We start from the raw sequence: 24,457 nt of genomic DNA on the forward strand, positions 1-24,457 counted from the left end.
TGCCCCGGGGTTCCCGCGTCGAGGGTGCGCTAGTGCACGCGCAGGCGGTTTTCGAAGGTCTCGACCAGTTTGCGCCACTCGCTCTGTTCGGTGTCGAACGGCGGGCTCGGCGCCAGGCGGTTCGGATCCGGCCGGAGCACGAAGGACACCAGCCAGCCCAGACTCTCCGAAGAGGACAGTGCGGAGTTCACGCTGTCGTCACCGGCCCAGTCGGCCGCGTCGGTGAGCAGTTCGACGGCCAGTTCGAGCTGGGTCGGGTCGATGGCGTCCGTGCCCTCGCCGAGGTCCTCGGCCAGGCCCGCCAGCACGTAGGTGTTCTCGGTGTCGACTTCGAGGTCCAGTTCCCCGGCGGTGGCCTTGGTCAGGACCTCCTCCCAGGTGGACACGCTCGCCAGGTCGGTGCCGTGGAACTCGTTGGCGTCGGCCAGCTTGCGGGCGAGTGCCTTCGAGGAGGTGAAGACGTCGATCTTGCCTTCGTTGCCGAGGAAGACCGGCTCGTCGTCGAGGTAACAGCGCAGCGTGTAGTACTCCTGCTCGACCGTGATGATCTTGATCGGGTCGATGCCGACCTCGGCCCAGAAACCGGCCGGCGCCTCGTCTTCGTCTTCGGCTCCCTCGGCCTGGTCCGAAGCTTCGAGGTCCTCGTCGAGGTCGTCGTCCTCACCGGCTTCGACGCCGGCCTCCGCCTCGGCCGACTCCTCCAGGAAGGCGGCCAGCTCCTCGGCCGTCTGCTCCAGCACCGCGGCGTCCACGTCGGGAACCTTGACCAGCCCGTCGATCACGTCGAGGACCGAGTCCCACTTTTCGGAGACCGCCTCGGACAACTCCGCCCACAGCCGCTCGCCTTCACGGCCGGTGAACGGCAGGCGGCCCTGATCGAGCAGGGAGAAGGCCTCGGTGGCGTCGAGGATCTCGTGCACGTCGTCGAGTTCGCACACGTCGGCCAGCGAACGCACGATGCCGATGATCTCGGCGAGCTCGCTGATCGTCCAGGTGTCCGGGTCCTCGGCGACCAGTTCCGGCACGCCGACCAGGTCATAGGAATGGTCGTCGTCCGGGATCAGTTCGGGCACGTTCAGCGCGGGCACCGCGTGCCAGGCCGGGTGGTCGATGAGATCGTGCTGCTCGGCCGTCCGGATGAAGGCGGCCAGATGTGCGGCGTCGGGGAAGGCGTAGAGGTCCTCTTCGTCGCCGAGGAAGGCCTCCCACTCCTCACCGTCCTCCCGCCAGCGGGGGGCCCAGAGGGTGACCAGATCCCCCTGCGGCAGTCCCAGTTCAATCGGGACGATGTCCTGTGCCATTACAACCCTCCGGATTACCACCTGTGTGTGCGAAGCCTACGGGTTAGCGGGCGCGCCCGCGACGGCCCCCACATGGATGGCACGATGGAGACATAATGGCACTCACAGACCTTCTACCAGCGGATCCCGACGCCGACACGCTCTTCGAGGCGTTCACCCAGTGGTCGGCCGAGCGTGGCCTCACCTTGTACCCGGCGCAGGAAGAGGCGCTGATCGAGGTCGTGTCGGGCGCCAACGTGATCCTGTCCACCCCGACCGGCTCGGGAAAAAGCCTGGTCGCGGTGGGTGCGCACTTCGCCGCGTTGGCCCAGGGCATGCGCAGTTTCTACACCGCGCCGATCAAGGCGCTGGTGTCGGAAAAGTTCTTCGCGCTGATCGAGATTTTCGGCGCGGACAACGTCGGGATGATGACCGGCGACTCCAACGTCAACCCGGACGCGCCGATCATCTGCTGCACGGCCGAAATTCTGGCGAACATCGCGTTGCGATTCGGTGCGGACGCGCCGGTGGGCCAGGTGGTGGCCGACGAGTTCCATTTCTACTCCGAGCCCGACCGCGGCTGGGCCTGGCAGGTCCCGCTGCTGGAACTGCCGAAGGCACAGTTCGTGCTCATGTCGGCCACGCTCGGCGATGTCACGTTCTTCGAAAAGGACCTCACCCGCCGCACGGGGCGGCCCACCGCGGTCGTCACCTCGGCGCAGCGGCCCGTTCCGCTGACCTACCGCTACGCGCTGACCCCGTTGCACGAAACGATGTCGGAGCTGTTGAACGGCGGGCAGGCACCGGTGTACGTGGTGCATTTCTCCCAGGCCGCCGCCGTGGAGCGCGCGCAGGCCTTGATGAGCATCAACGTGTCCACCCGCGCCGAGAAGGACGCGATCGCCGAGATGATCGGCGAGTTCCGGTTCGCGGCGGGCTTCGGCAAGACGCTTTCCCGCCTGGTTCGCCACGGGATCGGTGTGCACCACGCCGGGATGCTGCCGAAGTACCGCAGGCTGGTCGAGCAGTTGGCACAGGCCGGCCTGCTGAAGGTCATCTGCGGCACCGACACCCTCGGCGTGGGCATCAACGTGCCGATCCGCACGGTGGTGTTCTCCGCGCTGACCAAGTACGACGGTGTCCGCCAGCGGCATCTCAAGGCCCGTGAGTTCCACCAGATCGCGGGTCGCGCCGGGCGCGCCGGATACGACACCGACGGTTACGTGGTGGTGCAGGCGCCCGACCACGTGGTCGAGAACGCCAAGGCACTGGAAAAGGCCGGCGACGACCCGAAGAAGAAGCGCAAGATCGTGCGCAAGAAGGCGCCCGAGGGATTCGTCAACTGGACCGAGAGCACCTTCGAGCGGCTCATCGCGTCGCCGCCGGAGCCGTTGACGTCGAGCTTCCAGGTCAGCCATTCGATGCTGCTGAACGTCATTTCGCGGCCGGGCAACGCTTTCGCGCACATGCGGCATCTGCTGGAGGACAACCACGAGGACCGCCCGGCGCAGCGGAAACACATCCTGCGCGCGTTCGCGATCTTCCGCGCCCTGCTCGCCGCGGGTGTCGTCGAGCGGCTTCCCGCCCCGGACGAGGAGGGCCGGATCGTCCGGCTCACCGTGGACCTCCAGTTCGATTTCGCGCTGAACCAGCCGCTTTCCCCGTTCGCCCTGGCCGCGATCGAACTGCTCGATCCCGAGGACGCCGCCTATCCGCTCGACGTGGTGTCCATCATCGAATCCACTGTGGACGATCCGCGTCCGGTGCTTTCGCAGCAGAAGTTCAAGGCGCGCGGCGAGGCGGTCGCCGCGATGAAGGCCGAGGGCATGGAGTACGACGAGCGGATGGCGCTGCTCGACGAGGTCACCCATCCCAAGCCGCTGGAAGAGCTGCTCGACGCGGCCTATTCCCGGTACCGCCAGGGTCATCCGTGGGTGGACGACTACGCCCTGTCCCCGAAATCGGTCGTGCGCGACATGTACGAGCGCGCGATGAACTTCGTGGAGTACGTCAACTTCTACTCCCTGGCCCGCTCGGAGGGACTGGTCCTGCGGTATCTAGCGGACTGTTACGACGCGCTCCGGCACACGGTGCCGGAGGAGGCGAAGACCGAACCGTTGCAGGACCTCATCGCGTGGCTCGGCGAACTGGTGCGGCAGGTCGACTCCAGCCTGCTCGACGAGTGGGAATCGCTGCGGCATCCCGGCGAGGCCGGACCCGCCGTGCCGCTGCCCGACCGGGTCGCGCCGATCACCGCGAACGAGCGGGCCTTCCGGGTCATGGTGCGCAACGAGCTGTTCCGGCGGGTCGAGCTGGCAGCGCGGCGTGCCTACGAGGAACTGGGCGCGCTCGACGCCGGTTCCGGCTGGGACGCGGTCGAATGGGAGGCCGCGCTGGACGAGTATTTCGCCGAGCACGCCGATCTCGGCACCGGTCCGGACGCGCGCGGACCGGCCTTGCTGATCATCGAGAAGGAGACCGGACTCTGGCGCGTCCGCCAGATCTTCGACGATCCGGCGGGGCATCACGACTGGGGCATCAGTGCCGAAGTCGATCTCGCGGCCTCGGACGAAGCGGGCTCCGCCGTGCTCCAGGTCACCGCGGTCGATCAGCTCTGACCGCGGCAGTCAAGGTGACCACAGCGCGCGCCAGTCCTTTCCGGTGTTTTATGGGGGACGCGGTCCCCCATATCCCCGCTGGGGGCAAGCCCCCAGACCCCCTCACCGGGGCGGCAGGGCACCCAACTGCTCAGCGTGAGGCACGTTTACAAGGAGTGCCCTGTCGACACGATCGCGGGGCGCGCAAGCTCGCGGCGGAGCACTGTGACCGAACGGGCACTCCCGAGGACCCGGTTCACCTCCGTCGTGCCTGTAACATCCGGATATGGCCGACCTTCGCTCGCGCGTCGTTTCGTGGCTTGGGCGTAAATACCTTGAAAGAAAGCAGAAAAAGGGCGTTGACCTGCTTTCGTTGCTTCCCGACGCCACGCTGATGCCGCTTCGCCGTTCCGGTTTGGACCCGGTCCCCGAGTTGGGGCAACGCCGGGAAACCGAGCCGATCGGCCGGTTGAAGCTGCCCTTCGGCCTGCGTGCCTGGCTGGTCACCGGGTACGAAGAGGCCAAGCAGGTGCTGGTGGCCACCGGCAAGTTCAGCAACGACTACACGAACCTGATGGGCACGACGGGGACATCGGCCGAAGAGAACCCGGGAGGCCTCGGGTTCGCCGACCCGCCGGACCACACCCGGTTGCGCAAACTGCTGGCGCCCGAGTTCACGATGCGCAGGCTGTCCCGTCTCACCCCGCGTATCCACGAGGTCGTCAACGAGCGACTGGACGCGATGGCGGCCTCGGACGAGCCGGTCGACCTGATGCGTGACTTCGCGCTCCCCATCCCCTCACTGGTGATCTGCGAACTGCTCGGCGTCTCCTACGAGGACAGGGCCGGCTTCCAGCGGCTGAGTATGGCCCGGTTCGATCTGTTCGGCGGGGTGACCGCGTCCTTCGGCGCGATGTCGGAGTCGCTGTCCTACCTGCTGGGGGTGGTCGCCAAACAGCGTGAGTCGCCGGGCGACGGCCTGCTCGGCATGCTCATCAAGGAGCACGGTGACGAGATCGGCGACCGTGAGCTCGCCGGCCTCGCCGATGGGGTGCTGACCGGCGGTTTCGAGACGACGGCGAGCATGCTGGCGCTCGGCGCGATCGTGCTGCTGCGCGATCGCGAGCATTTCGAGCTGATCCGCGACCGGGACGACGCGATCGACGATTTCGTCGAGGAACTGCTGCGGTATCTCACCGTGGTGCAGGTCGCGTTCCCGCGCTTCGCCCGGCAGAGCGTCGAAATCGGTGACGCGAAGATCGAGGCGGGGGACGTCGTCTTCGTCTCGTTGAGCGGTGCCAACCGGGATCCGGCACTGGGAGAGGACCCGGAGCGTTTCGATCCGGCCCGCGGCGCGTCGTCACACCTGGCGTTCGGCTGGGGCGCGCACCGGTGCGTGGGGGCCGAACTCGGCCGCATGGAACTACGCGCCGCGTATCCGGCGCTGGTGCGGCGGTTCCCGGAGATGCGGCTGGCCGTCGCGCCCGAAGACCTGAAATTCCGTCAGACGTCCATCGTCTACGGCCTGGACTCGCTTCCCGTGCTGCTCTGAGCGTGGTGTGGGGGTCTGGGGACAAGCCCCCCAGGCCCCCACACCACCAGGTCACTCTTCGACGAGCGAAAGGGCGCCGCTGGGGCAGATGTGCACCGCTTCCCGCGCCTTCTCGAGGTCCGTCGGACGCTCCACCAGCACCACCACGGTGCCGTCCTCGTCGCTCTGGTCGAAGACCTGAGGGTCGGTGAGCACGCACTGGCCCGCACCGACGCAGAGATCCTTGTCCGCCACGATCCGCATGGAAATCCCTTCTCCCTGTACTTGACCTCGTTCGCGCGCGAAGTCAAACCCTAACGGCCACGACCACTTACCAGGTGACCGGAAGCCGGTAAAGGCCGTAGATGTTCGCGTCGTCCTTGAATGGCAGCTTATCCGCCGGCTCGGCGAGCCTCAGGCCGGGAATGCGGGCGAAGAGGGTGTCGAAGACGATTTGGAGCTCCAACCTGGCGAGGTTCTGGCCGAGACACTGATGGCCGCCGAAGCCGAAGGTGATGTGATTGCGCGCGCTGCGTTCGAGATTCAGCGTGCCCGGGTCGTCGAAGACGTCGGGGTCGTGGTTGGCCAGAAGACTCAGGACCACCACGCCTTCGCCCGCCTTGATCCTGGCACCGGCGATTTCGGCGTCCTCGCGGGCTACCCGGGAAAGCGTGAAATCGATGATGGTGAAGTAACGCAGGAGTTCTTCGACCGCGGCGGGTGTCTTGGCCGGATCAGCCTTGAGCACGGCCAACTGGTCCGGATGTTCAAGCAGGGCAAGGGTGCCGAGCGAGATCATGTTGGCGGTGGTCTCGTGCCCGGCGACCAGGAGCAGGAACGCCAGGCTCACCAGGCCTTCATGGTCGACTTCGCCGTCTTCGCGCTGTTTGCGGATCTGGCGGCCGAGCAGGTCGTCGGGTTCCGCGGCGGCCTTGGCGGCGACCAGTTCGCCCAGATAGGACACGAAGTCGCCGACGGCCTTTTTGCGCTCCTCCGGACTGGCTTCCCGGCTGACCATCGTCTTCGTGCGTTCCTGGAAGAACTGCTGATCGGCGTAGGGCACACCGAGAAGGTCGCAGATCACCAGGGACGGGATCGGCAGTGACAGGGCTTGGACGAGGTCGACGGGGCGTGGCCCGGCGAGCATGGCGTCGATGTGCTCGTCGACGATCCGCTGGATACGGGGTCTGAGCCCGGCGACGCGTTTGACGGTGAATTCGTCGATCACGGCCCGGCGGGCCGGCCCGTGATCCGGCGGATCCATGGAAAGGAGCATCCGCGGCAGGCCACCTATGGTTTTCTGCCCGTCCTTGAGCGGGGAAGGGAAACCAGGATGGCTGCGGTCGGAACTGAACCGAGGGTCGGACAGTATGGTGCGCACGTCTTCGTGCCGGGTCAGTGCCCAGGCGTGGACACCGTTGGGCATCATGACGCGCGAAATTCCACCCTGCTCGCGGAGCCGGACGTGCTCGGGATTCGGCATGTGCGGACAGGCGCGGGTGATCGGGAAGGACATGGTGGTGGTTCCTTACCAGGTGACCGGCAATTGGTAGAGCCCGTAGATGTTAGCGTCGTCCTTGAACGGCAACTTGTCCGCTGGTTCGGCGAGCTTGAGGCCGGGAATGCGGGCGAAGAGGGTGTCGAAGACGATTTGGAGTTCCATCCGGGCGAGGTTCTGGCCGAGACATTGGTGGGGCCCGAAGCCGAAGGCGACATGGTGCCGCGCGCCTCGTTCGAGGTTCAGCGTGTCGGGGTCGTCGAACACTTCGGGATCATGGTTTGCAGTGTGGCTCAGCGCCACCACGCCCTCGCCCGCCTTGATCTTGACACCGGCGATTTCGGCGTCCTCGCGGGCTACCCGGGAAAGCGCGAAATCGACAATGGTGAAGTAACGCAGGAGCTCCTCGACGGCGTCGGGAGTCTTGGTGGGGTCGGCCTTGATCGAAGCGAGCTGCTCCGGGTTTTCGAGCAGCGAGTAGGTGCCGAGCGAGATCATGTTGGCGGTGGTCTCATGCCCGGCGAGCAGGAGCAGGAAGGCCAGGCTCACCAGGTCTTCGTGGTCGACTTCGCCGTCTTCGCGTTGTTTGCGGATCTGGCGGCCGAGTAGGTCGTCGGGCTCGTCCCGCTCCTTCTCGGTCACGAGATCGTGCAAATAGGACGCGAGCTCTTGGATCGCCGTCCGCCGCCGTTCGCCCGAACTCTCCCGGTTGACCATGACCTTCGTGCGTTCCTGGAAGAATTCGTGGTCGGCGTAGGGGACGCCGAGGAGTTCGCAGATGACGAGGGAGGGGACCGGGAGGGAGAGAGCCTGGACGAGGTCGACGGGGCGTGGCCCGGCGAGCATGGCGTCGATGTGCTCGTCGACGATCTGCTGGATGCGAGGCTTGAGGGAGGCCATCCGTTTGACGGTGAATTCGCTGATCACGGCGCGGCGGGCGGGTCCGTGTTCCGGCGAATCCATCGAGATCATCATCTTCTTCAGGATGCCGACGCTTTGTTGCGCGTTCTTGACCGTCGTGGGGAAGCCGGGGTCGGTCCGGTCCGAACTGAACCGCGGGTCGGTCAGCATGGCGCGGATGTCCTCGTGCCGGGTCAACGCCCATGCCGGGACGCCGCTGGGCATGATGACCCGCGGAAGGCGCTCGGATTCCTCGTCGCGCAACCGGACGTGCTCGGGATTGGGGAGATGCGGGCAGACGCGCTTGATGGGAAGGGTCATTTTTGGATCTCCTTACCAGGTGACGGGCAACTCGTAGAGGCCGTAGATGTTCGCGTCGTCCTTGAACGGCAACTGGTTTTCTTCGACCGCGAGCCTGAGGTCCGGAATGCGGGCGAAGAGGGTGTCGAAAACGATCTGGAGTTCCATCCGCGCGAGGTTCTGGCCAAGGCACTGGTGGGCACCGAAACCGAACGCGACGTGATTGCGGGCGCCCCGGTCGAAGTCCAGGGCGGCGGGGTCGCGGAAGACTTCGGGGTCATGGTCGGCATGGTGGATCTGGACGACCACGCCCTCGCCCGCCTTGATCACCACACCGCCGATTTCGACGTCCTCCACGGCGGCCCTGACCACGGAAAGGCCGGCGATCGTGTAGTAGCGGAGGAGTTCCTCGACGGCTGCGGGGGTTTTGGTGGGGTCGTTCTTGATGGCGGCCAGTTGGCTGGGGTTTTGGAGGAGTGCGAGGGTGCCGAGCGAGATCATGTTGGCGGTGGTTTCGTGCCCGGCGAGCAGGAGGAGGAAGGCGAGGCTGACGAGGCCTTCGTGGTCGATTTCGCCGTCTTCGCGTTGTTTGCGGATCTGGCGGCCGAGCAGGTCGTCCGGCTCGTCGGCTTCCTTCGCGGTGACCAGCTTGTCCAGGTAGGACCTCAGTTCCAGCACCTTCTCCCGCCGCTCGTCCGTCGGGGTTTCCCGGCGCAGGAGCCGGGTGGTGTGGCCCTGGAAGAAATCGTGGTCGGCGTACGGGACGCCGAGCAGTTCGCAGATGACCAGGGAAGGAACAGGCAGCGACAGGGCCTTGACGAGGTCGACGGGGCGTGGCCCGGCGAGCATGGCGTCGATGTGCTCGTCGACGATCTGCTGAATGCGGGGCCGGAGTGCGGCCATGCGCCTGACGGTGAACTCGCCGACCACGGCGCGGCGGGCGGGCCCGTGCTCCGGTGGATCCATGGTGAGCAGCGACGGTTTGAAGACGCTCACGGGGACCTGGCCGCTGATCAGGAAGGGAAATCCGGGACGGGTCCGGTCGGAGCTCAACCGTGGATCGGTCAGCGCGGCCCGGACATGTTCGTGTCGCGTCAGCAACCACGCTTCCATTCCGCTGGGCAGCGTGACGCGGGGGATCGGTTCCTCCTGGCTCAGCCGGACATTTTCCGGATGAGGCGCGTGCGGGCAGGTGCGGGTGACGGCCAACTTCATGAGGACGAGCCCCCTTCTGTCCAAATAGGACTCAAATGCGATCGGACGTGTTCCGGATGCGAGAGGGATGGCTGGACGGGAGCGGAGAGACGGGTCATTCGAATCTCCTCACCACGTGACGGGCAGTTTGTAGAGGCCGTAGACCTTGGCGTCGTCCTTGAACGGCAAGGTGTCCGCCGGTTCGGCGAGTCTGAGGCCGGGAAGGCGGGCGAAGAGGGTGTCGAAGACGATTTGGAGTTCCACCCGGGCGAGATTCTGGCCAAGGCACTGGTGAGGCCCGAAACCGAACGCCAGATGGTGCCGGGCTCCCCGGTCGATGTCGAGACGCTGAGGATCGGCGAAGAGCGCATTATCGTGGTCGGCCAGATGCGTCAGGGCGACCACGCCTTCACCGGCGTTGATCCGCACGCCGCTGATTTCCATCTCCGCCACCGCGATCCTCGCGACGGCGAAGTCGATGATCGTGTAGTAGCGGAGGAGTTCCTCGACGGCTGCGGGGGTTTTGGTGGGGTCGTTCTTGATGGCGGCCAGTTGGCTGGGGTTTTGGAGGAGTGCGAGGGTGCCGAGCGAGATCATGTTGGCGGTGGTTTCGTGCCCGGCGAGCAGGAGGAGGAAGGCGAGGCTGACGAGGCCTTCGTGGTCGATTTCGCCGTCTTCGCGTTGTTTGCGGATCTGGCGGCCGAGCAGGTCGTCCGGCTCGTCGGCTTCCTTCGCGGTGACCAGGTCGTCGAAGTAGGATCGCAGTTCCCGTAGCGCCTTTCCTCGCTCGTCGTCGGAGATTTCGTGGCGCAGGAGCATGGAGCTGTGGTGTTGGAAGAACTCGTGGTCGGCGTACGGGACGCCGAGCAGCTCGCAGATGACCAGGGACGGCACGGGTAGCGACAGCGCTTTGACGAGGTCGGTGGGCCGTTCTCCGGCGAGCATGGCGTCGATGTGCTCGTCGACGATCTGCTGGATGCGAGGCCTGAGGTGGGCGATCTGCTTGACGGTGAATTCGCCGACCACAGCGCGGCGGGCGGACCCGTGCTCAGGCGAATCCATCGAAGTGAGCAACTTCCCGAAGGGCTGAGCGCCTCGCCTGGGGGTGACCACCGGCATGGGAAATCCCGGACGGGAGCGGTCGGCGCTCAACCTCGGGTCGGACAGTGCGACGCGGATGTCCTCGTGGCGCGTGAGCACCCACGTGGTCACTCCGTTGGGCAGCGTGACGCGGGAGATCGGTCCCCTCTCACGCAACTCAAGGTGCTGGGGGTGGGGTGAGTGCGGGCAAGTACGGGTGACGGCCAGGTCCACGACGACGGATCTCCTCGGTCCCGATCCGAACGGAGTAATGCGGAAGGAAAACCTCCGCTTGTCAGTTCCCACGGTACCGAAATCTCAGGTGTCCGTCCAACGTCCTCTGTTGTCATATGGTCAACTATTGCCCCGACGGGTACTCCTCGTGGTGATCCGGACGCGGATGGCAACGGGATGACCTGGCCGGATTGTCACCCCAGCGTCTTTCCCGGATGAGACAATCCGGGAATGACGGCCGAACCCGAGACGCTGCGGGCCGACGCGCGCCGCAACCGCGAGCAGATCATCGCCGCGGCCAAGAAGATGTTCCTCGAGTTCGGTCCCGACGTCCCGATGGAGGACATCGCTCGCGGGGCCGGTGTCGGGGTCGGCACCCTCTACCGGCGGTTTCCCGACCGCGAGGCGCTGATCCGCGCGGTGGCACGTGACAACTTCGAGGTCGTCCTCGCCGAGGCCCGGGCGGTGGCCGCCGAGGAACCGAGCGCCTGGCAGGCGATCGTCCGGTTGCTCACCCGCTCGCTCGACCTGAAGCTCAGCGTGCACCTCGCGGTCGTCTCACCGCTGGCCTGGGCGATCATCAGGAACGACGAGAAGACCCAGGAGTTCCGCGACGGGATCATGGCCGTGCTCGACGAACTGATCCAGGCCGCCCAGGCCGACGGCTCGATGCGCGACGACGTGGCCGCCGGGGATGTCGCCCTCCTGTGCTCGATGTTGCTGCGCCCCAACCGGTTCGGTTCCGACGAGAAGTGGTCGGAAACCGTGCTCGACCGGGCGCTGGGAGTCATCGTCGACGGCCTGCGGGCCGGCGGTACCTCACCGCTGCCAGGCCGCCCCGTCACCGGCGACGACCTGCGCAAGCGCTGAACTGGAGCCCTGAACTGGAGGAAGGAGCGTTTGCTCGGCCGGAGGCGGCAGCGGCGAGCGTCCACAGCAAGAATTTTCCGCCGGAGGCCGCTGCACGCGGCCGGACACGCTTTACGTCCGGCCGCCGATCGACACGGGTCATCCGTAGTAAACGCTCCTTCCTCCACAACCCGTCAGAGCCCGGCGGGGTGCCAGACCGTCTTGGGCTCCAGGTAGTGGCGGAGGCGGGTGATACCGGGCGCGGAGGTCCAGTCGGGTTCGCCGGCGGGCGGGGACAGCACCCGTTTGACGGTTCCGGCGGCCGCGCGTACCAGTTCGGTGCGCAGTTCCCCTTCGACGCCGGTCGTGTCCAGGGCGTCGACATCGCCGTGGGACGCAAGCCACGGTCCCAGTTCGGCCGCCTGCCCGGTCAGGATGTTCACGACCCCGCCCGGCACGTCCGAGGTCGCCAGCACCTCCGAAAGAGTGATCGCGGGCAGGGGCCGGTCGGCGCTGCTCACCACGACTGCGGTGCATCCGGTCGCCAGTACCGGAGCCAGCACGCTGACCAGGCCGAGCAGGCTGGACCGCTGGGGCGCGAGCACGCCGGCCACCCCGGTCGGCTCGGGAACGGTGAACGAGAAGTACGGTCCGGCCACGGGATTGGCGGCCCCGAGCACGCTGGCGATCTTGTCGGTCCACCCCGCGTACCAGACCCACCTGTCCACCGAAGCGTCCACAATGGACTCTGCTTGGCGGGCGGAGACCTTCTCCGAGGCCGAAACCTCGCTCACGAACTGGTCCCGGCGTCCCTCCAGCATCTCCGCCACCCGGTAGAGCACCTGGCCGCGGTTGTAGGCGGTCGCGCCGGACCAGCCGGCGAAAGCCTTCCGGGCAGCGGAAACCGCGTCACGGAGGTCCTTGCGCGAGGCGTGCGCGGCGTTGGCGAGGAACGCGCCCTTGCCGTCGTGGACCGGATACACCCGGCCCGACTCCGACCGGGGGAACTTCCCGCCGATGAACAGCTTGTAGGTCTTCGAGACCGTGACCCGATCACGCATCGAGATAACCCTCCAGACCCGCCTGGCCGCCCTCGCGGCCGAACCCCGATTCCCGGTAGCCACCGAAAGGCGCCGTCGGGTCGAAGCGGTTGAACGTGTTCGCCCACACCACTCCGGCGCGAAGACGGCCCGCGATCGCGAGGATGCGAGACCCCTTCTCCGTCCAGATTCCGGCGGAAAGCCCGTAGGGCGTGTTGTTGGCCTTGGCGACCGCCTCGTCGGGCGTGCGGAAGGTGAGCACGGACAGCACCGGTCCGAAGATCTCCTCCCTGGCGATCCGCATCGACTGGTGCACGCCGGAAAACACGGTGGGCGCGAAGAAGAAACCGCGATCGGGCACCGGGCACGGACTGGTCCACCGTTGCGCGCCCTCGGCCTCACCGGCCTCGGTCAGCTCGCGGATCTTGGCCAGTTGCTCCGCCGAGTTGATGGCACCGATGTCGGTGTTCTTGTCCAGCGGGTCGCCGAGTCGCAGGGTCGAGACGCGCTCGCGCAGCCGGTCGGTCAGTTCGTCCACAATGGATTCCTGGGCGAGCAGCCGGGAACCGGCGCAGCACACGTGGCCCTGGTTGAAGAAGATCCCGTTGACGATGCCTTCGACGGCCTGGTCGAGCGGCGCGTCGTCGAAGACGATGTTCGCCGCCTTTCCGCCGAGTTCCAGGGTGAGCCGTTTCGGCGTGCCCGCGACCTCGCGCTGGATCAGCTTGCCGACATCGGTGGAGCCGGTGAACGCGATCTTGTTCACGTCGGGATGGCGGACGATCTCGGCGCCGACGTGACCGGCGCCGGGCAGGATGTTCACCACTCCCGGTGGCAGCCCCGCCTGCCGGCAGATGTCGGCGAATACCAGCGCGGTCAACGGGGTGGTTTCGGCGGGCTTGAGCACGACCGTGTTGCCCGTGGCCAGCGCGGGCGCGATCTTCCAGGCGAGCATGAGAAGCGGGAAGTTCCACGGGATGATCTGGCCCGCCACGCCCAGAGGCTTCGGATCGGGACCGTACCCGGCGTAGGCCAGCTTGTCCGCCCAGCCCGCGTGGTAGAAGAAATGCGCGGCGACGGCGGGCAGGTCCGTGTCCCGTGATTCCTTGATCGGCTTGCCGTTGTCGAGCGTCTCCAGCACCGCGAGTTCGCGCGAACGTTCCTGGATCAACCGCGCGATCCGGAACAGGTACTTGGCCCGCTCGCTCCCCGGCATCGGGCCCCAGGTCTTTTCGAAGGCACGCCGGGCGGCCTTCACCGCCTTGTCCACATCGGACGGTGCCGCGGTGCCCACCTCGGCGAGCACCTCGCCGGTGGCCGGATTGATCGTCTTCAGCGGTTCTCCCGCCCCATCGGTGAACTCACCGTCGACGAACGGGCGGTAGGCCGGTTTGAGATTGGCGATGTCCCGGGATTCCGGCGCGGGTGCGTAGTCGAACAGGGCCATGTGTCTTGTTCCCCCAGCTTTAGTCCACGGTCACGTAGTCGGGGCCGCTGTAGTGCCCGCCGAGCTGCGTCCGGCGTTGCAGCACAAGGTCGTTGAGCAGGCTGGACGCGCCGAACCGGAACTTCTCCGGGGTGAGCCATTCTTCGCCCGCGACCTCGTGCACCGCGACCAGGTAACGGATCGCGTCCTTGGTGGTCCGGATGCCGCCCGCGGGTTTCACGCCGCGCCGCTCTCCGGTGACCTTGTACCAGTCCCGGACCGCCTGCAACATCACGTGCGTCACGGGCAGGGTGGCGGCCGGCGACACCTTCCCGGTCGAGGTCTTGATGAAGTCCCCGCCCGCCAGCAACGCCAGCCAGGCCGCACGGCGAACGTTGTCGTAGGTGGCCAGTTCACCCGTTTCCAGGATGACCTTCAGGTGGGCCTCGCCACAGGCTTGCCTGACCGCTTGGATCTCCTCGAACACCTGCCCGTAGCGGCCTTCGAGGAAGGCGCCGCGGTCGATCACCATGTCGACTTCGCTCGCGCCGGAGTCGACCGCGAGCGCGACGTCGGCGAGTTTCACCGCACGGCTCGACCGTCCGGACGGAAAGGCCGTGGCGACGCTGGCGACCCCGATTCCGGTGCCCTTGAGGCTTTCCACCGCGGTCGCCGCCAGGTCCGGGTAGACGCAGACCGCCGCGACCCGGGGCGTGTCCGGGCGTTCCGGGTCGGGCCGCCTCGCCTTGGCGGCCAGGGCGGCCACCTTGCCGTGGGTGTCGGCGCCCTCCAGCGTGGTCAGGTCGACCATCGAAATCGCGGTGTCGATCGCCCAGAGTTTGGCCGCCTTCTTGATGCTCCGCGTGGCCAGCGACGCGGCCCTGGCTTCGAGGCCCACCTGGTCGACACCGGGCAGGCCACGCAGGAACCGCCGCAGACTCGCCTCGTCGCGGGTCGCGTCGGCCACGAGTGTCGTCATACCGGCGAGTCTAGTTGAGGAATGTCGAGGTGAAGCGCCTCACGTGAGCTGCTTGCGCGGCTTCCGGATCACCGTGACCGCGCCCCAGAAGGCGAAGCCGTTGATCCGGACCACGGGGGCACCGGGCGGCGGAGTGCCGGTGGGATTCTCGCGATCCTCGGTTTCGAAGGCGCCCATGAAGCCGAAACCGCCGACCTCGACGGTGACGTCGGGAGGCACCACGATCTCGATGCCACCCATGATGGCCACCGCGGTGATGGTCGAAGTCCGTTCGGCGAACCGGGCGTCCCGCAGGTCGATCTCGATGCCGCCCCAGAACGCGAAGCTGGTGTGCTGCCCCGGCACCACCCAGGCACCCTTACGGCTCGCGCCCGACATGACCGCGACCGAGGCCGCCGATCCGGGAGTGCCGCCGATCCTCCGGTCCAGCACCGGATCACGTGACGTCACGGGCTCCAGCGTTCCCGTCGGCACCTTCGGCAGGTCGGCGACCGGCGGTTCCAGCTCGGCGAGGGTCTTCGCCTGATAGACGGTGTCCAGCCGCTCTTCCAGTTCCTGCACGGTAATCCGGCCCTCGGACAACGCGGTGTGCAGGATCTGCGCGACGCGTTCCCGGTCGGCATGGGAAGCCCGCATCGGCGGCGGCTCAGGCGGTGGGGACTGGTCGGTCACTCTGTGAGGGTATCGCCGGAGCGGTGGGACCGGTGCGAAAACGACCATCGGCCGCGACGACTGAGAAAACGAACGCCCGGCTGTTACTTTGTCGATCGTTACCAATCCGACCACAGCCACGGCGGAAACGGTTCCCGCAAGCGTTTCGGTTACGAACCGTCTCCGCCTACTTTTTGGCTGGATTGGTAACGTGACGCCTCATGGACGTGCTGGTCGTCGATCACCCGCTGGCCAAGGACAGGCTGTCGACCATGCGTGACGCCCGCACGGACAGCGCCGCCTTCCGCGCCGCGCTGCACGAGCTGACCGTCATGCTGATCTACGAAGCCACCCGGGACGCGCCGGTGGTCTCGGAGCGCATCCACACTCCGGTCGCGCGCGCGAACGCCTACCGCCTGGCGAGCCCGCCCCTGCTGGTCCCGGTCCTGCGCGCCGGCCTCGGCATGGCCGACCAGGCCCACAAGCTGATCCCGGCGGCGCAGATGGGATTCGTCGGCCTCGCCCGCGACGAGGACACCCTCAAACCCACCCCGTACATGGAGTCGCTTCCGGAGAACCTGGCCGACCGTCCGGTGTTCGTCCTCGACCCGATGCTCGCCACCGGCGGCTCGATGGCCTACACGATCGGCCTGCTCACCGACCGGGGCGCCACCGACGTCACCGCGATCTGCGCGCTCGCCGCCCCGGAGGGAATCAACCGCCTCGAGGACTCCGGCCTGCCCGTACGGGTGGTCACGGCGAGCGTCGACGAGCGGCTCAACGACTCGGGTTTCATCGTGCCCGGCCTCGGTGACGCGGGAGATCGTCAGTACGGCGCGATCTGAACAACGGTGACGGTGAGGTTTGACCTGGAGTGCACTCCAGGTCGTAGTGTCGCTCCATGAGCTACTCGATAGCGGAAGCCGCACGGCGGAGTGGCCTGTCCATCGACACTCTCCGTTACTACGAGCGCATGAAGCTCTTGGAGCCGCCGGCGCGCGACGCGGCCGGCCGCCGGGCGTACTCGGACGAGGACCTGGAGTGGCTGGGGTTCCTGACGAAGCTGCGCACCACCGGCATGCCCATCAAGATGATGCGCGAATACGCCCAGCTCCGGTGGCAGGGCGACGCCGCGGCACCCCGGCGGATGGCGATCCTGGTCGAGCAGCGGCGCTCGGTACGCGAACGGATCGCCGAACTCCAGTCCTGTTTGGACGTTCTGGACTACAAGATCGACAAGTACGAGACCGTGTGCCGGTTCGTCACCGGCGCGACGAGGGAGGAAATCTCCGCGTGATCGCCAACCGGAAGATCGGTGACCTCGAAGTCGGCGCCCAGGGGCTCGGCTGCATGGGCATGAGTCACGCCTACGGCGTCCATGACGACGACGGGGAATCCGTCGCCACCATTCACCGGGCGCTCGAACTGGGCGTGACCCTGATCGACACCGCGAACGTCTACGGCAGGGGCGCCAACGAAGAGCTCGTCGGCCGGGCCCTGAAGGACCCGTCCCGCCGCGAAAAGGCGGTACTGGCCACCAAGTTCGGGATCGTCCACGACGGGAGCGGCACGTCGGTCCGCGGGGACGCGGCCTACGTCAGGCAGTGCTGCGAGGAGTCGTTGCGCCGCCTCGATGTCGACCACATCGATCTGTACTACCAGCATCGGGTCGACCCCGAACGCGTCGAGGAGACCTGGGGCACGCTCGCCGAACTGGTGGCCGAGGGCAAGGTGCGCCGTCTCGGGATTTCGGAAGCCTCCGCCGCGACCATCCGTCGCGCGCACGCCGTGCATCCGGTCACGGCTCTGCAAAGCGAATGGTCAAAAGTCAAGTAGAGGCGGTTTAAACCTATACTCGGGGGCATGACGCGCGCCCTCATCTACTGCCGCATCTCCTCCGACCCCACCGGCCGCGCCGCGGGCGTCCAGCGCCAAGAGGGCGAATGCCGCGAACTCGTCGAACGCAACGGCTGGGACGTCGCCGAAATCCTCGTCGACAACGACATTTCCGCAGCCAGCGGAAAGAAACGCCCCGCCTACGAACGCCTCATCGAGATGATCCGCACCGACCAGGCCGACGCCATCGTCGCCTGGCACACCGACCGGCTCTACCGCCGGTCCCGCGATCTCGCGCAACTCATCGACATCGCGAACGAACACAAGATCGAGATCCGCACTGTCACCTCCGGCGACATCGACCTCTCCACCGCCTCCGGCCGCATGATGGCGCGCGTCGTCGCCGCGGTGAACGAGCACGAGATCGAGCACGGCCAGGAACGCATGCGGCTCGCGAAAGCCGACGCGGCGGCACGAGGCGTGTACCGCGGCTCGTCGCGCCCCTTCGGCTACGAGCGCGACGGGATGACCATCCGCGAGGCCGAGGCGAAAGAGATCCGCGACGCCACCCGCCGCGTCCTCGAAGGGGAGTCGCTCGGCACGATCATGCGGGATTGGATCGACCGCGGCGTGCCCACCAGCAAAGGCGGAACCTGGGCCCGCCCGGCTATCCGGTCCGTACTCACCCGCGCCCGCAACGCTGGGCTCATCGAGCACAAGGGCGAGATCGTCGGCCCCGCCCAATGGCCGGCCATCGTGTCCGAGCACGAATGGCGCGCGGTCCGGATCATCCTGCTCGACCCGGCCCGCAACACCTACCCCGGTACCCGCTCGCGGGTGTGGCTGGGCAGTGGCCTGTACCTGTGCGGCATCTGCGACGACGGAACAACCGTGCGCGTCGGCACCACCGGCGGCCAGAGGCCGGCATCCGCCTATCGGTGCCGAACCGAAAAGCACCTGCACCGCACGGCCGAGCCGGTCGACGAGTACGTCGAGATCACGTTCGTCACCTACCTGGACGCCTTGCGCGCGAAGGGCTGGCAGCCGGAAAGGCCCGATGACGAGACCACCGCGGAGCTCCAGGCGAAGGTGCAGTCCATCCGGATCGAGCTGGAGCAGCTGCGCACCGCGCTCGGCAAACGCGAGATCGACTTACGTACCTTCTCCACGACCAGCGCCCAGTGGAGCGCCGAACTCGAGGAGACCGAGGAGCGACTGCGGGCCCGGTTGACGGCGACACCGCTGGCGGTCTTGATGGACGCGCCCGATATCGAGGAGGCCTGGGGTGGTCTGCCCCTGGGTTCTCGGCGGGCGATCCTCGACATGGCGGTCGCGGTGACGCTGATCGGTGCACGGCCTGGCCGAAAGAAGGGCGGACTGTACTTCGATCCGGACTCGATTCTGATCGAACCGAAGCCGGGTTATGGCCTCGGGTAGATCAGTTCGGATCACGCAGACGTGGACGCTTGACACTGGTCAGGCTGGGCACGATTGACGTGGGGATGGTTGTGGAGGTCAGCGATGTCGACGGCGGGGTGATGCTGGGTGTCGTGGCCGCTGTTGAGGTGTCGGCCGGTGGCGGTGGTGGCGGGGTGGTCGGCGCCGAGGTTGTCGGAGTGGTGTAGGCGGTGGGTTGCGGGGCCTGGCGTGTGGCGGGTGTGGTGGTGAGTAATGGCTCGGCGCTGTCGGTCAGCGAGGTGGTGATGGTCTGGGCCGGGGCGGGTGGCGGGGTTTGTGGTGCAGGGAGTGCGATGTTTCCGCGGTCGCTGGTGAACAGTGCGGCGGGAATGCTGGTGATGCATAGGGCCGCAATAGCGACGAAGCCGACGCTGCGAGCTTTGATAATCAATGATTTGTCTATTTCGCAGGGAACAGATCTGAGGCGCCGCTGCACGCGCGGCTCGCCATTGATGACGGACATGACGAGATCTTGGGCGTGCTCGTGGCCGCGCACGGCTTGGAGGAGTTCGTCGAGCTGGCCGGCGATGCGACAGCGCTCGCGGCGGGCTTGGCGGTGTGCTCGAACGGCGTAGACGAGCAACGCGAAAACGATTACCGACAGTGCAAACACGATGAGCGTCACATTGTGATACTCAGCTTTGTGGGGGAGCGTGTTAGCCCAATTGGTCCGATTCGTTACCTAGCGGCAAAGAATAAGGCTCTTGGCGTAGTGATAACTAACCACTTAAGGGTCTTGCTCTACCCTGCGTCTTCCTGCGCCAGCTGTTGCCGGTACAGCCTGATCCAGTCCAGTCGCTTATCCCGGCCCAGTTCCTTGATCGCCCAGAGCTGACGTTCGACGTCGTCGCGGAGCTCCGGCTCGGCTTCGTCGGATGCAAGCTTGCTTTCGAGGATGGCCGTGACGTGGCCGCGCGGCCACTCAAGTCCGATCTCTAGCGCCCGCCGGGTCGGTGGCGTGATCTCACGGCGCTCCTTGCGTACGGAACGCAGCGCCTCGATGGACAGACCCGACTTCGCGGCTATCTGTCGCCAGGTCAGGCCGAGTTCGACTCGTCGCCGTTCCATCGCCTCGGTGAGTTGAGCCCGTACGTCCTCATGCGTCATCACAGGGCCCTCCCGACGGTCCATGGCAGCAGATTAGAACAGATCACAACAGAGCACTAGTCATGCGTGAGGAAGTAACTACGTAATCGCAGGTCGTTACCTGTCTGAGACCTAGTGATCGGTTGCAATCTGTTGCGACAGCAACCGATCGGGATTACTGTGACCGCATGGCCCATGGACGACCGAGCTACCGCGTCGACAGCAAGAGCCTTCGCGCACTCCGCGAGAGCGCCGGCTTGTCGCTCAAGGCGTTCAGCGAGGAATGCAAGGAGGCCGGACACGGCATCGCCCCGTCGCAGGTCTCGCGCTACGAAAACGGCAAGCATCAGCCCCGCCCAGCAGCACTCAAGGCGATGGCGAAGGTGCTGCGCGTCCCCGTGACTCGTCTCTTGAAGGACGCGGCGTGACCCCGCAGCAGCGGGAACAGATCCGCGCCGCCGCCCGCCGTCGAGCGGCCGAACTGGCCCAACTACCGCCGCCTCCGCCCGAAGTCCTCGCGCGCATCGCCGCGCTCCTCGCCCCCGGTTTCCGGGCCGCCAGGGCACGCCGAGCGGGGACCAAGGCGGCGTGAGCACGGCGGTGGAGCACTACTGCAACACCACGAAAAACGCCCCGATCCGAAGGGATGACATGTCCGAACTGACCTCGGCCACCGACCTGGAGCCGATGCCGCGCGCCGAGCGGGACCGCTACGGCGACCGCGTCGACGTGCTCGACAAGGTCAAGGCGCTCCGGCTCCTGCCGGACGGCGTGCACGTGACGACCGAGATGGTCGCGAACTACTACGAGGTTGGGACGACAGCGATCTCGTCGCTCGTGTTCGACAACCGCGACGAGATGAACGCCAACGGCTACCGCGTGATCGAGGGCAAAGAACTGGCTTCCTTGAAGGAAGTCAGTCAGGTCGGTGCCCGCGCGCCCCGGCTCGCCGTGTTCAACCGTCGCGCAGTGGTCCGGGTCGGTCTGCTGCTGCGTGACTCGCCGATCGCCCGGGCCGTGCGGGACGCGGTGCAGGACGGCTACGAGGCCGCATCCGTGTTCCAGATCCCGCACACCTTCGCCGAAGCGCTGGAGCTCGCCGCGAAGCAGGCCCGCCAGCTGGAAACCGCCGAAGCGAAGGTCGCCGAGCTGGAGCCGAAGGCCGACCTCGCCGAGACCTTCCTCATCGCGGACGGCAGCAGCCGCTTGGTGCGTGAGGCCGCGAAGCTGCTGGGGATGCGCGAGGGGGAGCTGCGCCGGTTCCTCCTTGACGAGCACCTGATCTTTCCGAAGCACGCCCCGTGTGGCGCCGTCTCCTACGACTTCTACGCGGAGTTCGCGCACCACTTCGTCGCGAAGGAAACGGTCATCGAGCACACGTGGGGCACGTGCAGCCACTACACGCTGCGGATCACTGCGCGGGGGATCGAGCTGATCCGCAAGCGGCTGGCCAAGCTTCCCGCCGCCTCCTGATCTTCCCCTGACAAGGGGAAACCCGCCTCGACGGGACAGACGAGACGGGTCTCAACCACCGGAAAACACATGCAAGGAGTCACCGGTGAGAACCAACAATACCGACAAGCCCACCACCTCGAAAAGAGTGCGTGTGTGCCTCGACGAGCGGCACGGCTTCGGCCACGTCGACCGCATCCCGCCGCAACGGCTCGCCCACCAGCAGGCCGAGAACGACCGCGCCACCCTCGAACGCCAGTGCGCCGCCACCCGCAGCAGGGGAGGCAAGGCGTGAACCTCGCCCGCCTGCTCCGGCCCCGCCCGGACGTCCCGAGACACGCCCACCGTGTCGGCCCCGACCGCGTCACCGTCGCCATGCTCCGCGCCCGCGTCGACAGCGAGCACGCCGCCGAAACCACCCGCATCATCCGCCTGCCCAAGCCTCGCGCGTCCGAGCGCACCGCGCCGCTGCTGCGCTGCGGGGACGCGGCGACCGTGTTCGAGATCCTCGGCGGGCGGGGCCTGGACGAACGGGAGATCACCGACCACTCCCCGCAGGACTGCGAGTGGTGCGAGACCGAAGCCCCCGCGCACCGGCTCATCCAGCCGACCTCCGTGCGCATCACCGGCGACAACGCCCACACCGAGTGCTGCATCACTCCCGAGTGCTTCCACGCCGCGCTCGCATGGGTGCACCACCAGGACGAGACCAGCGACACCGACATCGTCGTCGAGATCGCCCGACGTCAGGCGGTCGCGCTGTGACCTACACCCTCGCCGACTTCGAGCGGCACCTGTTGGCCCGCCTGGACAAGGCACGCCAGGAAGAGGCCAAGCACGAGGCCGCCGGACCCGATGGGGACCGGCTCGCACTCGGCATGGCCACAGGCGCCGTGATCGAACTCAAGTGCCTCCTCACCGAGCTGTGGCACGAAACCGGCGGCAAGCACGGCCGCACCTGGGAACAGTTCGACACCAAGGCCACCCAGACCACCACGCCCCAGGGCGGGGAAGCGAGCAAGCAGTGACCACCACCGAAACCCCGGCGCGTACCCAGGCCATTCTCTTCCGCGTCCTGGCCGACCACCTCAGCTTCTTCCCGGACCTCCCGCAGACCAACCTGACCGGCCCGTACGAGGCCCACGACGGCGCCGTCCGCCTCCAGGTCAGCGGCAACACCTACGGCGCGGCCCCGGTCCTGGCGTGGGCGAAGACCCTGGCTGAGCCCACGATCCGCATCCGCCCCCAGAGTCAGGAACCGGACGACCGCCGCATCCAGGTCAAGGCCACCGGCGACATCGACGAGCTGACCGTGACCGTGTGGAGCGTCGACGACGGCGCCCTGCGCCCGCTGTACCAGCGAGTCGACGAGCGCGGCAACGCCTGGACCATCCTCACCCTCGACCAGCTCGCCGAGTTCGTGCGCGAACCCCAGGCGGTGACCGCGTGAAGCTCAACGCGCAAGCCCGCGAAACCTTGCAGGCGGCCGGGATCAGCCAGGCCGAATGGGCGCGGCTGAACGGCTGCCCGGACGGCAAGTGGTACGGCGACGCCTGCGGATGCTTCGACGACCGGTGCATCGGTTTCCACCACGACAACACCGATGACTGCCGGTGCCTTCCGGCGCTACTGGAAGAGCACCGGGCGAAGGCCACGGCCCCTCGCAAGCACGTCCTGTCCTTCGACTGCTGGTGCAAGCCCACGTTCGACGGTGAGCGCTACCACCACCAGGGCGACACGTCAGCCGGGTTCCTCACCGAGGCCGAGGCGTGGTTGACGCCGAAAGGCGGTGCCCGGTGAGCCTCATCGACCGCCTCGCCGACGCCATCGCCGGACCCGAGGAGCGCACCCGGGCCGAGATCGACCGCGACATCGCCAACCTCAACGAGCAGCGCCAGGACGGCGGCAAGACGGGCGGTGACCAGTGAGGCGCCCGCTCCAGCCGGTCGGCAACCGCACGCTCATCGACGTCATCGGCGAGAACGCCGCCCGCGACAGCGAGGAGTTCTTCCGCGGGGTCGACCAGGCCGCCGCACGTGCCGACGCCGAAGCACGCGCCCGCATCGAGGCGACGGGAGGCCCGCGGTGACCATCGGCGACGCCAGGTGGATCGAGACACACGGCGACGTGCACGCCTGCGAAGACGCCGCCGACCGGATCGCCGAACGCATCGCGCGGGAGGCCAAGCAGGACGGGGGCGACGATGACCGCGACCGCTGAACGCCTCCAGATCACCGAACCCGGCGTCTACGACGGCATCCCGGACGAGGTCTACCACGCACTGCCCGGCCTGTCCTCCACCGGCATCAAGCGGATGTTGCAGGCGCCCGCCGTGTACCGGTGGCACGCCGACCACCCCGCGCCGCCCAAGAAGACGTTCGACTTCGGGCACGCCGTGCACGCCCGCGTCCTCGGCGTCGGCCTGCCCGTCGCCGTGATCCCCGAAGACCTGCTCGCCGCGAACGGGGCCACCTCCACCAAGGCGGCCAAGGCATTCATCGCCGAGGCGCGTGCCGAAGGCAAGACCGTGCTCAAGGCCGAGGAATACGCCGAGGTCGCGGCGATGGCCGACGCCGTGCTCAGCCACCCCGACGCCGGACCGCTACTGACCGGCGCACAACCCGAGGTGTCGATCCTGTGGGACGACCCGCTCGCCGGCATCCGGTGCCGCGGCCGCCTCGACTACTGGCACGAGAGGGCGGGCGTCGCCGTCGACTTGAAGTCGGCGCGCAGCGCCGACCCGCAACGGTTCGCCCGGCACGCCGTCGAGTACGGCTACCCGGAACAGGGCGCCCACTACCAGACCGGGACCGCGATCCTCACCGGCCGCGCCGCGCCTCGCTTCATCCATGTGCTCGTGGAAAAAGAGCCGCCGCACCTGGTGTCCGTGGTCGAACTCGACTCGGACTTCCTGGCTGTCGCCTACGACCGCGTCCGCTACGCGATCAACCTCTACGCCAACTGCGAGGCCACCGGCCGCTGGCCCGGCTACGGCGACGGCATCCACCCCATCCAGTCGCCGGCCTGGTACCGCGCCGACACCCTCGACGAAATGGAGTTCTGACC

The 24,457-nt window shown here is 67.2% G+C and carries 30 protein-coding genes and 1 pseudogene; 19 read left to right on the forward strand and 12 right to left on the reverse strand.

What is annotated here, in order from left to right; translation table 11 throughout:
• Positions 1–29 precede the first annotated feature (29 nt).
• Positions 30–1,301, reverse strand: coding sequence for a primosomal protein (locus tag ACFSXZ_RS35165; RefSeq protein ID WP_378270253.1), 1,272 nt, complete (start codon positions 1,299–1,301; stop codon positions 30–32).
• 95 nt (positions 1,302–1,396) lie between these two features.
• Here ACFSXZ_RS35165 and ACFSXZ_RS35170 point away from each other — a divergent pair, with 95 nt between their 5' ends.
• Positions 1,397–3,898, forward strand: coding sequence for a DEAD/DEAH box helicase (locus ACFSXZ_RS35170; RefSeq protein ID WP_378270254.1), 2,502 nt, complete (start codon positions 1,397–1,399; stop codon positions 3,896–3,898).
• Positions 3,899–4,163: 265 nt separating this feature from the next.
• A complete protein-coding gene (locus ACFSXZ_RS35175) occupies positions 4,164–5,429 on the forward strand; it encodes a cytochrome P450 (protein WP_378270256.1) in 1,266 nt (421 codons plus the stop codon).
• Between the two features lie 51 nt (positions 5,430–5,480).
• Here the strand turns inward: ACFSXZ_RS35175 and ACFSXZ_RS35180 are convergent, their stop codons facing one another.
• The 5 genes from ACFSXZ_RS35180 to ACFSXZ_RS35200 all read right to left on the reverse strand — a co-directional run bounded on the left by ACFSXZ_RS35180 (position 5,481) and on the right by ACFSXZ_RS35200 (position 10,557).
• On the reverse strand, positions 5,481–5,672 hold the full coding sequence (locus tag ACFSXZ_RS35180; RefSeq protein WP_378270258.1) for a ferredoxin: 192 nt from the start codon (positions 5,670–5,672) through the stop codon (positions 5,481–5,483).
• Between the two features lie 67 nt (positions 5,673–5,739).
• On the reverse strand, positions 5,740–6,924 hold the full coding sequence (locus tag ACFSXZ_RS35185; RefSeq protein WP_378270260.1) for a cytochrome P450: 1,185 nt from the start codon (positions 6,922–6,924) through the stop codon (positions 5,740–5,742).
• Between the two features lie 12 nt (positions 6,925–6,936).
• Positions 6,937–8,127: a cytochrome P450 gene (locus tag ACFSXZ_RS35190; protein ID WP_378270261.1), complete on the reverse strand. Its 1,191-nt coding sequence runs from the start codon at positions 8,125–8,127 to the stop codon at positions 6,937–6,939.
• Positions 8,128–8,139: 12 nt separating this feature from the next.
• The gene (locus ACFSXZ_RS35195) at positions 8,140–9,321 is read right to left on the reverse strand and encodes a cytochrome P450 (RefSeq protein ID WP_378270263.1); all 1,182 of its coding nucleotides are present in this window, start codon (positions 9,319–9,321) and stop codon (positions 8,140–8,142) included.
• Positions 9,322–9,429: 108 nt separating this feature from the next.
• Positions 9,430–10,557 carry a cytochrome P450 gene (locus tag ACFSXZ_RS35200; RefSeq protein ID WP_378270265.1) on the reverse strand — a complete coding sequence of 376 codons (1,128 nt, stop codon included), beginning with the start codon at positions 10,555–10,557 and terminating at the stop codon, positions 9,430–9,432.
• 288 nt (positions 10,558–10,845) lie between these two features.
• Here ACFSXZ_RS35200 and ACFSXZ_RS35205 point away from each other — a divergent pair, with 288 nt between their 5' ends.
• The gene (locus tag ACFSXZ_RS35205; RefSeq protein ID WP_378270267.1) at positions 10,846–11,484 is read left to right on the forward strand and encodes a TetR/AcrR family transcriptional regulator; all 639 of its coding nucleotides are present in this window, start codon (positions 10,846–10,848) and stop codon (positions 11,482–11,484) included.
• A gap of 173 nt (positions 11,485–11,657) precedes the next feature.
• On the opposite strand, the gene ACFSXZ_RS35210 is transcribed toward ACFSXZ_RS35205, so the two are convergent.
• Genes ACFSXZ_RS35210 through ACFSXZ_RS35225 form a run of 4 tightly spaced genes read right to left on the reverse strand, consistent with a single transcriptional unit; the run spans position 11,658 to position 15,544 of the window.
• Entirely contained in the window at positions 11,658–12,524 is an 867-nt protein-coding gene (locus ACFSXZ_RS35210) for an aldehyde dehydrogenase family protein (RefSeq protein WP_378270269.1), read from the reverse strand.
• Complete coding sequence (locus ACFSXZ_RS35215) at positions 12,517–13,950, reverse strand: aldehyde dehydrogenase family protein (RefSeq protein WP_378270270.1); 1,434 nt, start codon at positions 13,948–13,950, stop codon at positions 12,517–12,519. The genes ACFSXZ_RS35210 and ACFSXZ_RS35215 overlap by 8 nt, the downstream gene beginning before the upstream one ends.
• A gap of 19 nt (positions 13,951–13,969) precedes the next feature.
• A complete protein-coding gene (gene deoC / locus ACFSXZ_RS35220; RefSeq protein WP_378270272.1) occupies positions 13,970–14,908 on the reverse strand; it encodes a deoxyribose-phosphate aldolase in 939 nt (312 codons plus the stop codon).
• 39 nt (positions 14,909–14,947) lie between these two features.
• The gene (locus ACFSXZ_RS35225) at positions 14,948–15,544 is read right to left on the reverse strand and encodes a DUF1707 SHOCT-like domain-containing protein (protein WP_378270451.1); all 597 of its coding nucleotides are present in this window, start codon (positions 15,542–15,544) and stop codon (positions 14,948–14,950) included.
• Between the two features lie 236 nt (positions 15,545–15,780).
• Here ACFSXZ_RS35225 and upp point away from each other — a divergent pair, with 236 nt between their 5' ends.
• The 4 genes and pseudogenes from upp to ACFSXZ_RS35245 all read left to right on the forward strand — a co-directional run bounded on the left by upp (position 15,781) and on the right by ACFSXZ_RS35245 (position 18,832).
• Positions 15,781–16,404, forward strand: coding sequence for a uracil phosphoribosyltransferase (gene upp, locus ACFSXZ_RS35230; protein ID WP_378270274.1), 624 nt, complete (start codon positions 15,781–15,783; stop codon positions 16,402–16,404).
• 56 nt (positions 16,405–16,460) lie between these two features.
• On the forward strand, positions 16,461–16,856 hold the full coding sequence (locus ACFSXZ_RS35235; RefSeq protein ID WP_378270275.1) for a MerR family transcriptional regulator: 396 nt from the start codon (positions 16,461–16,463) through the stop codon (positions 16,854–16,856).
• Between the two features lie 53 nt (positions 16,857–16,909).
• A pseudogene (locus ACFSXZ_RS35240) lies at positions 16,910–17,383 on the forward strand (aldo/keto reductase); the annotation flags it as partial.
• A gap of 39 nt (positions 17,384–17,422) precedes the next feature.
• Positions 17,423–18,832: a recombinase family protein gene (locus tag ACFSXZ_RS35245; RefSeq protein WP_378270277.1), complete on the forward strand. Its 1,410-nt coding sequence runs from the start codon at positions 17,423–17,425 to the stop codon at positions 18,830–18,832.
• A gap of 1 nt (position 18,833) precedes the next feature.
• On the opposite strand, the gene ACFSXZ_RS35250 is transcribed toward ACFSXZ_RS35245, so the two are convergent.
• Complete coding sequence (locus ACFSXZ_RS35250) at positions 18,834–19,478, reverse strand: hypothetical protein (RefSeq protein WP_378270279.1); 645 nt, start codon at positions 19,476–19,478, stop codon at positions 18,834–18,836.
• A 116-nt stretch (positions 19,479–19,594) separates the two neighbouring features.
• Positions 19,595–19,960 carry a hypothetical protein gene (locus ACFSXZ_RS35255; protein WP_378270281.1) on the reverse strand — a complete coding sequence of 122 codons (366 nt, stop codon included), beginning with the start codon at positions 19,958–19,960 and terminating at the stop codon, positions 19,595–19,597.
• Between the two features lie 167 nt (positions 19,961–20,127).
• Between ACFSXZ_RS35255 and ACFSXZ_RS35260 the strand changes: the two genes are divergently transcribed.
• The 12 genes from ACFSXZ_RS35260 (at position 20,128) to ACFSXZ_RS35315 (ending at position 24,455) form a co-directional block, all read left to right on the forward strand.
• On the forward strand, positions 20,128–20,367 hold the full coding sequence (locus tag ACFSXZ_RS35260) for a helix-turn-helix domain-containing protein (protein WP_378270283.1): 240 nt from the start codon (positions 20,128–20,130) through the stop codon (positions 20,365–20,367).
• Entirely contained in the window at positions 20,364–20,531 is a 168-nt protein-coding gene (locus ACFSXZ_RS35265) for a hypothetical protein (protein ID WP_378270284.1), read from the forward strand. Before ACFSXZ_RS35260 ends, ACFSXZ_RS35265 begins: the two co-directional genes overlap by 4 nt.
• Positions 20,528–21,412 carry a phage antirepressor KilAC domain-containing protein gene (locus ACFSXZ_RS35270; protein WP_378270285.1) on the forward strand — a complete coding sequence of 295 codons (885 nt, stop codon included), beginning with the start codon at positions 20,528–20,530 and terminating at the stop codon, positions 21,410–21,412. The genes ACFSXZ_RS35265 and ACFSXZ_RS35270 overlap by 4 nt, the downstream gene beginning before the upstream one ends.
• A gap of 85 nt (positions 21,413–21,497) precedes the next feature.
• The gene (locus ACFSXZ_RS35275; RefSeq protein ID WP_378270286.1) at positions 21,498–21,686 is read left to right on the forward strand and encodes a hypothetical protein; all 189 of its coding nucleotides are present in this window, start codon (positions 21,498–21,500) and stop codon (positions 21,684–21,686) included.
• Entirely contained in the window at positions 21,683–22,156 is a 474-nt protein-coding gene (locus ACFSXZ_RS35280; RefSeq protein WP_378270288.1) for a hypothetical protein, read from the forward strand. Before ACFSXZ_RS35275 ends, ACFSXZ_RS35280 begins: the two co-directional genes overlap by 4 nt.
• Positions 22,153–22,419 (forward strand): hypothetical protein, encoded by a 267-nt coding sequence (locus ACFSXZ_RS35285; protein ID WP_378270289.1) that lies wholly within the window; start codon positions 22,153–22,155, stop codon positions 22,417–22,419. The genes ACFSXZ_RS35280 and ACFSXZ_RS35285 overlap by 4 nt, the downstream gene beginning before the upstream one ends.
• On the forward strand, positions 22,416–22,841 hold the full coding sequence (locus tag ACFSXZ_RS35290; protein WP_378270290.1) for a hypothetical protein: 426 nt from the start codon (positions 22,416–22,418) through the stop codon (positions 22,839–22,841). The genes ACFSXZ_RS35285 and ACFSXZ_RS35290 overlap by 4 nt, the downstream gene beginning before the upstream one ends.
• Positions 22,838–23,191, forward strand: a complete 354-nt coding sequence (locus tag ACFSXZ_RS35295) for a hypothetical protein (RefSeq protein WP_378270292.1) — start codon at positions 22,838–22,840, stop codon at positions 23,189–23,191. Before ACFSXZ_RS35290 ends, ACFSXZ_RS35295 begins: the two co-directional genes overlap by 4 nt.
• Positions 23,188–23,319: a hypothetical protein gene (locus ACFSXZ_RS35300; RefSeq protein WP_378270294.1), complete on the forward strand. Its 132-nt coding sequence runs from the start codon at positions 23,188–23,190 to the stop codon at positions 23,317–23,319. The genes ACFSXZ_RS35295 and ACFSXZ_RS35300 overlap by 4 nt, the downstream gene beginning before the upstream one ends.
• A complete protein-coding gene (locus tag ACFSXZ_RS35305; RefSeq protein ID WP_378270296.1) occupies positions 23,316–23,480 on the forward strand; it encodes a hypothetical protein in 165 nt (54 codons plus the stop codon). The genes ACFSXZ_RS35300 and ACFSXZ_RS35305 overlap by 4 nt, the downstream gene beginning before the upstream one ends.
• Entirely contained in the window at positions 23,477–23,611 is a 135-nt protein-coding gene (locus ACFSXZ_RS35310) for a hypothetical protein (protein WP_378270297.1), read from the forward strand. Before ACFSXZ_RS35305 ends, ACFSXZ_RS35310 begins: the two co-directional genes overlap by 4 nt.
• On the forward strand, positions 23,595–24,455 hold the full coding sequence (locus ACFSXZ_RS35315; protein WP_378270298.1) for a PD-(D/E)XK nuclease-like domain-containing protein: 861 nt from the start codon (positions 23,595–23,597) through the stop codon (positions 24,453–24,455). Before ACFSXZ_RS35310 ends, ACFSXZ_RS35315 begins: the two co-directional genes overlap by 17 nt.
• The last annotated feature ends 2 nt before the right edge of the window (positions 24,456–24,457 follow it).

The organism is Amycolatopsis pigmentata (genome assembly GCF_042684065.1).
GTDB lineage: Bacteria > Actinomycetota > Actinomycetes > Mycobacteriales > Pseudonocardiaceae > Amycolatopsis_E > Amycolatopsis_E pigmentata.

Bases quoted from the DNA above. Each gene is read 5' to 3' on its own strand.
- ACFSXZ_RS35165 (WP_378270253.1), bottom strand. From the start codon at position 1,301: ATGGCACAGGACATCGTCCCGATTGAACTGGGACTGCCGCAGGGGGAT.
- ACFSXZ_RS35170 (WP_378270254.1), top strand. From the start codon at position 1,397: ATGGCACTCACAGACCTTCTACCAGCGGATCCCGACGCCGACACGCTC.
- ACFSXZ_RS35175 (WP_378270256.1), top strand. From the start codon at position 4,164: ATGGCCGACCTTCGCTCGCGCGTCGTTTCGTGGCTTGGGCGTAAATAC.
- ACFSXZ_RS35180 (WP_378270258.1), bottom strand. From the start codon at position 5,672: ATGCGGATCGTGGCGGACAAGGATCTCTGCGTCGGTGCGGGCCAGTGC.
- ACFSXZ_RS35185 (WP_378270260.1), bottom strand. From the start codon at position 6,924: ATGTCCTTCCCGATCACCCGCGCCTGTCCGCACATGCCGAATCCCGAG.
- ACFSXZ_RS35190 (WP_378270261.1), bottom strand. From the start codon at position 8,127: ATGACCCTTCCCATCAAGCGCGTCTGCCCGCATCTCCCCAATCCCGAG.
- ACFSXZ_RS35195 (WP_378270263.1), bottom strand. From the start codon at position 9,321: ATGAAGTTGGCCGTCACCCGCACCTGCCCGCACGCGCCTCATCCGGAA.
- ACFSXZ_RS35205 (WP_378270267.1), top strand. From the start codon at position 10,846: ATGACGGCCGAACCCGAGACGCTGCGGGCCGACGCGCGCCGCAACCGC.
- ACFSXZ_RS35210 (WP_378270269.1), bottom strand. From the start codon at position 12,524: ATGCGTGATCGGGTCACGGTCTCGAAGACCTACAAGCTGTTCATCGGC.
- ACFSXZ_RS35215 (WP_378270270.1), bottom strand. From the start codon at position 13,950: ATGGCCCTGTTCGACTACGCACCCGCGCCGGAATCCCGGGACATCGCC.
- deoC (WP_378270272.1), bottom strand. From the start codon at position 14,908: ATGACGACACTCGTGGCCGACGCGACCCGCGACGAGGCGAGTCTGCGG.
- ACFSXZ_RS35225 (WP_378270451.1), bottom strand. From the start codon at position 15,544: ATGCGGGCTTCCCATGCCGACCGGGAACGCGTCGCGCAGATCCTGCAC.
- upp (WP_378270274.1), top strand. From the start codon at position 15,781: ATGGACGTGCTGGTCGTCGATCACCCGCTGGCCAAGGACAGGCTGTCG.
- ACFSXZ_RS35235 (WP_378270275.1), top strand. From the start codon at position 16,461: ATGAGCTACTCGATAGCGGAAGCCGCACGGCGGAGTGGCCTGTCCATC.
- ACFSXZ_RS35245 (WP_378270277.1), top strand. From the start codon at position 17,423: ATGACGCGCGCCCTCATCTACTGCCGCATCTCCTCCGACCCCACCGGC.
- ACFSXZ_RS35255 (WP_378270281.1), bottom strand. From the start codon at position 19,960: ATGACGCATGAGGACGTACGGGCTCAACTCACCGAGGCGATGGAACGG.
- ACFSXZ_RS35260 (WP_378270283.1), top strand. From the start codon at position 20,128: ATGGCCCATGGACGACCGAGCTACCGCGTCGACAGCAAGAGCCTTCGC.
- ACFSXZ_RS35315 (WP_378270298.1), top strand. From the start codon at position 23,595: ATGACCGCGACCGCTGAACGCCTCCAGATCACCGAACCCGGCGTCTAC.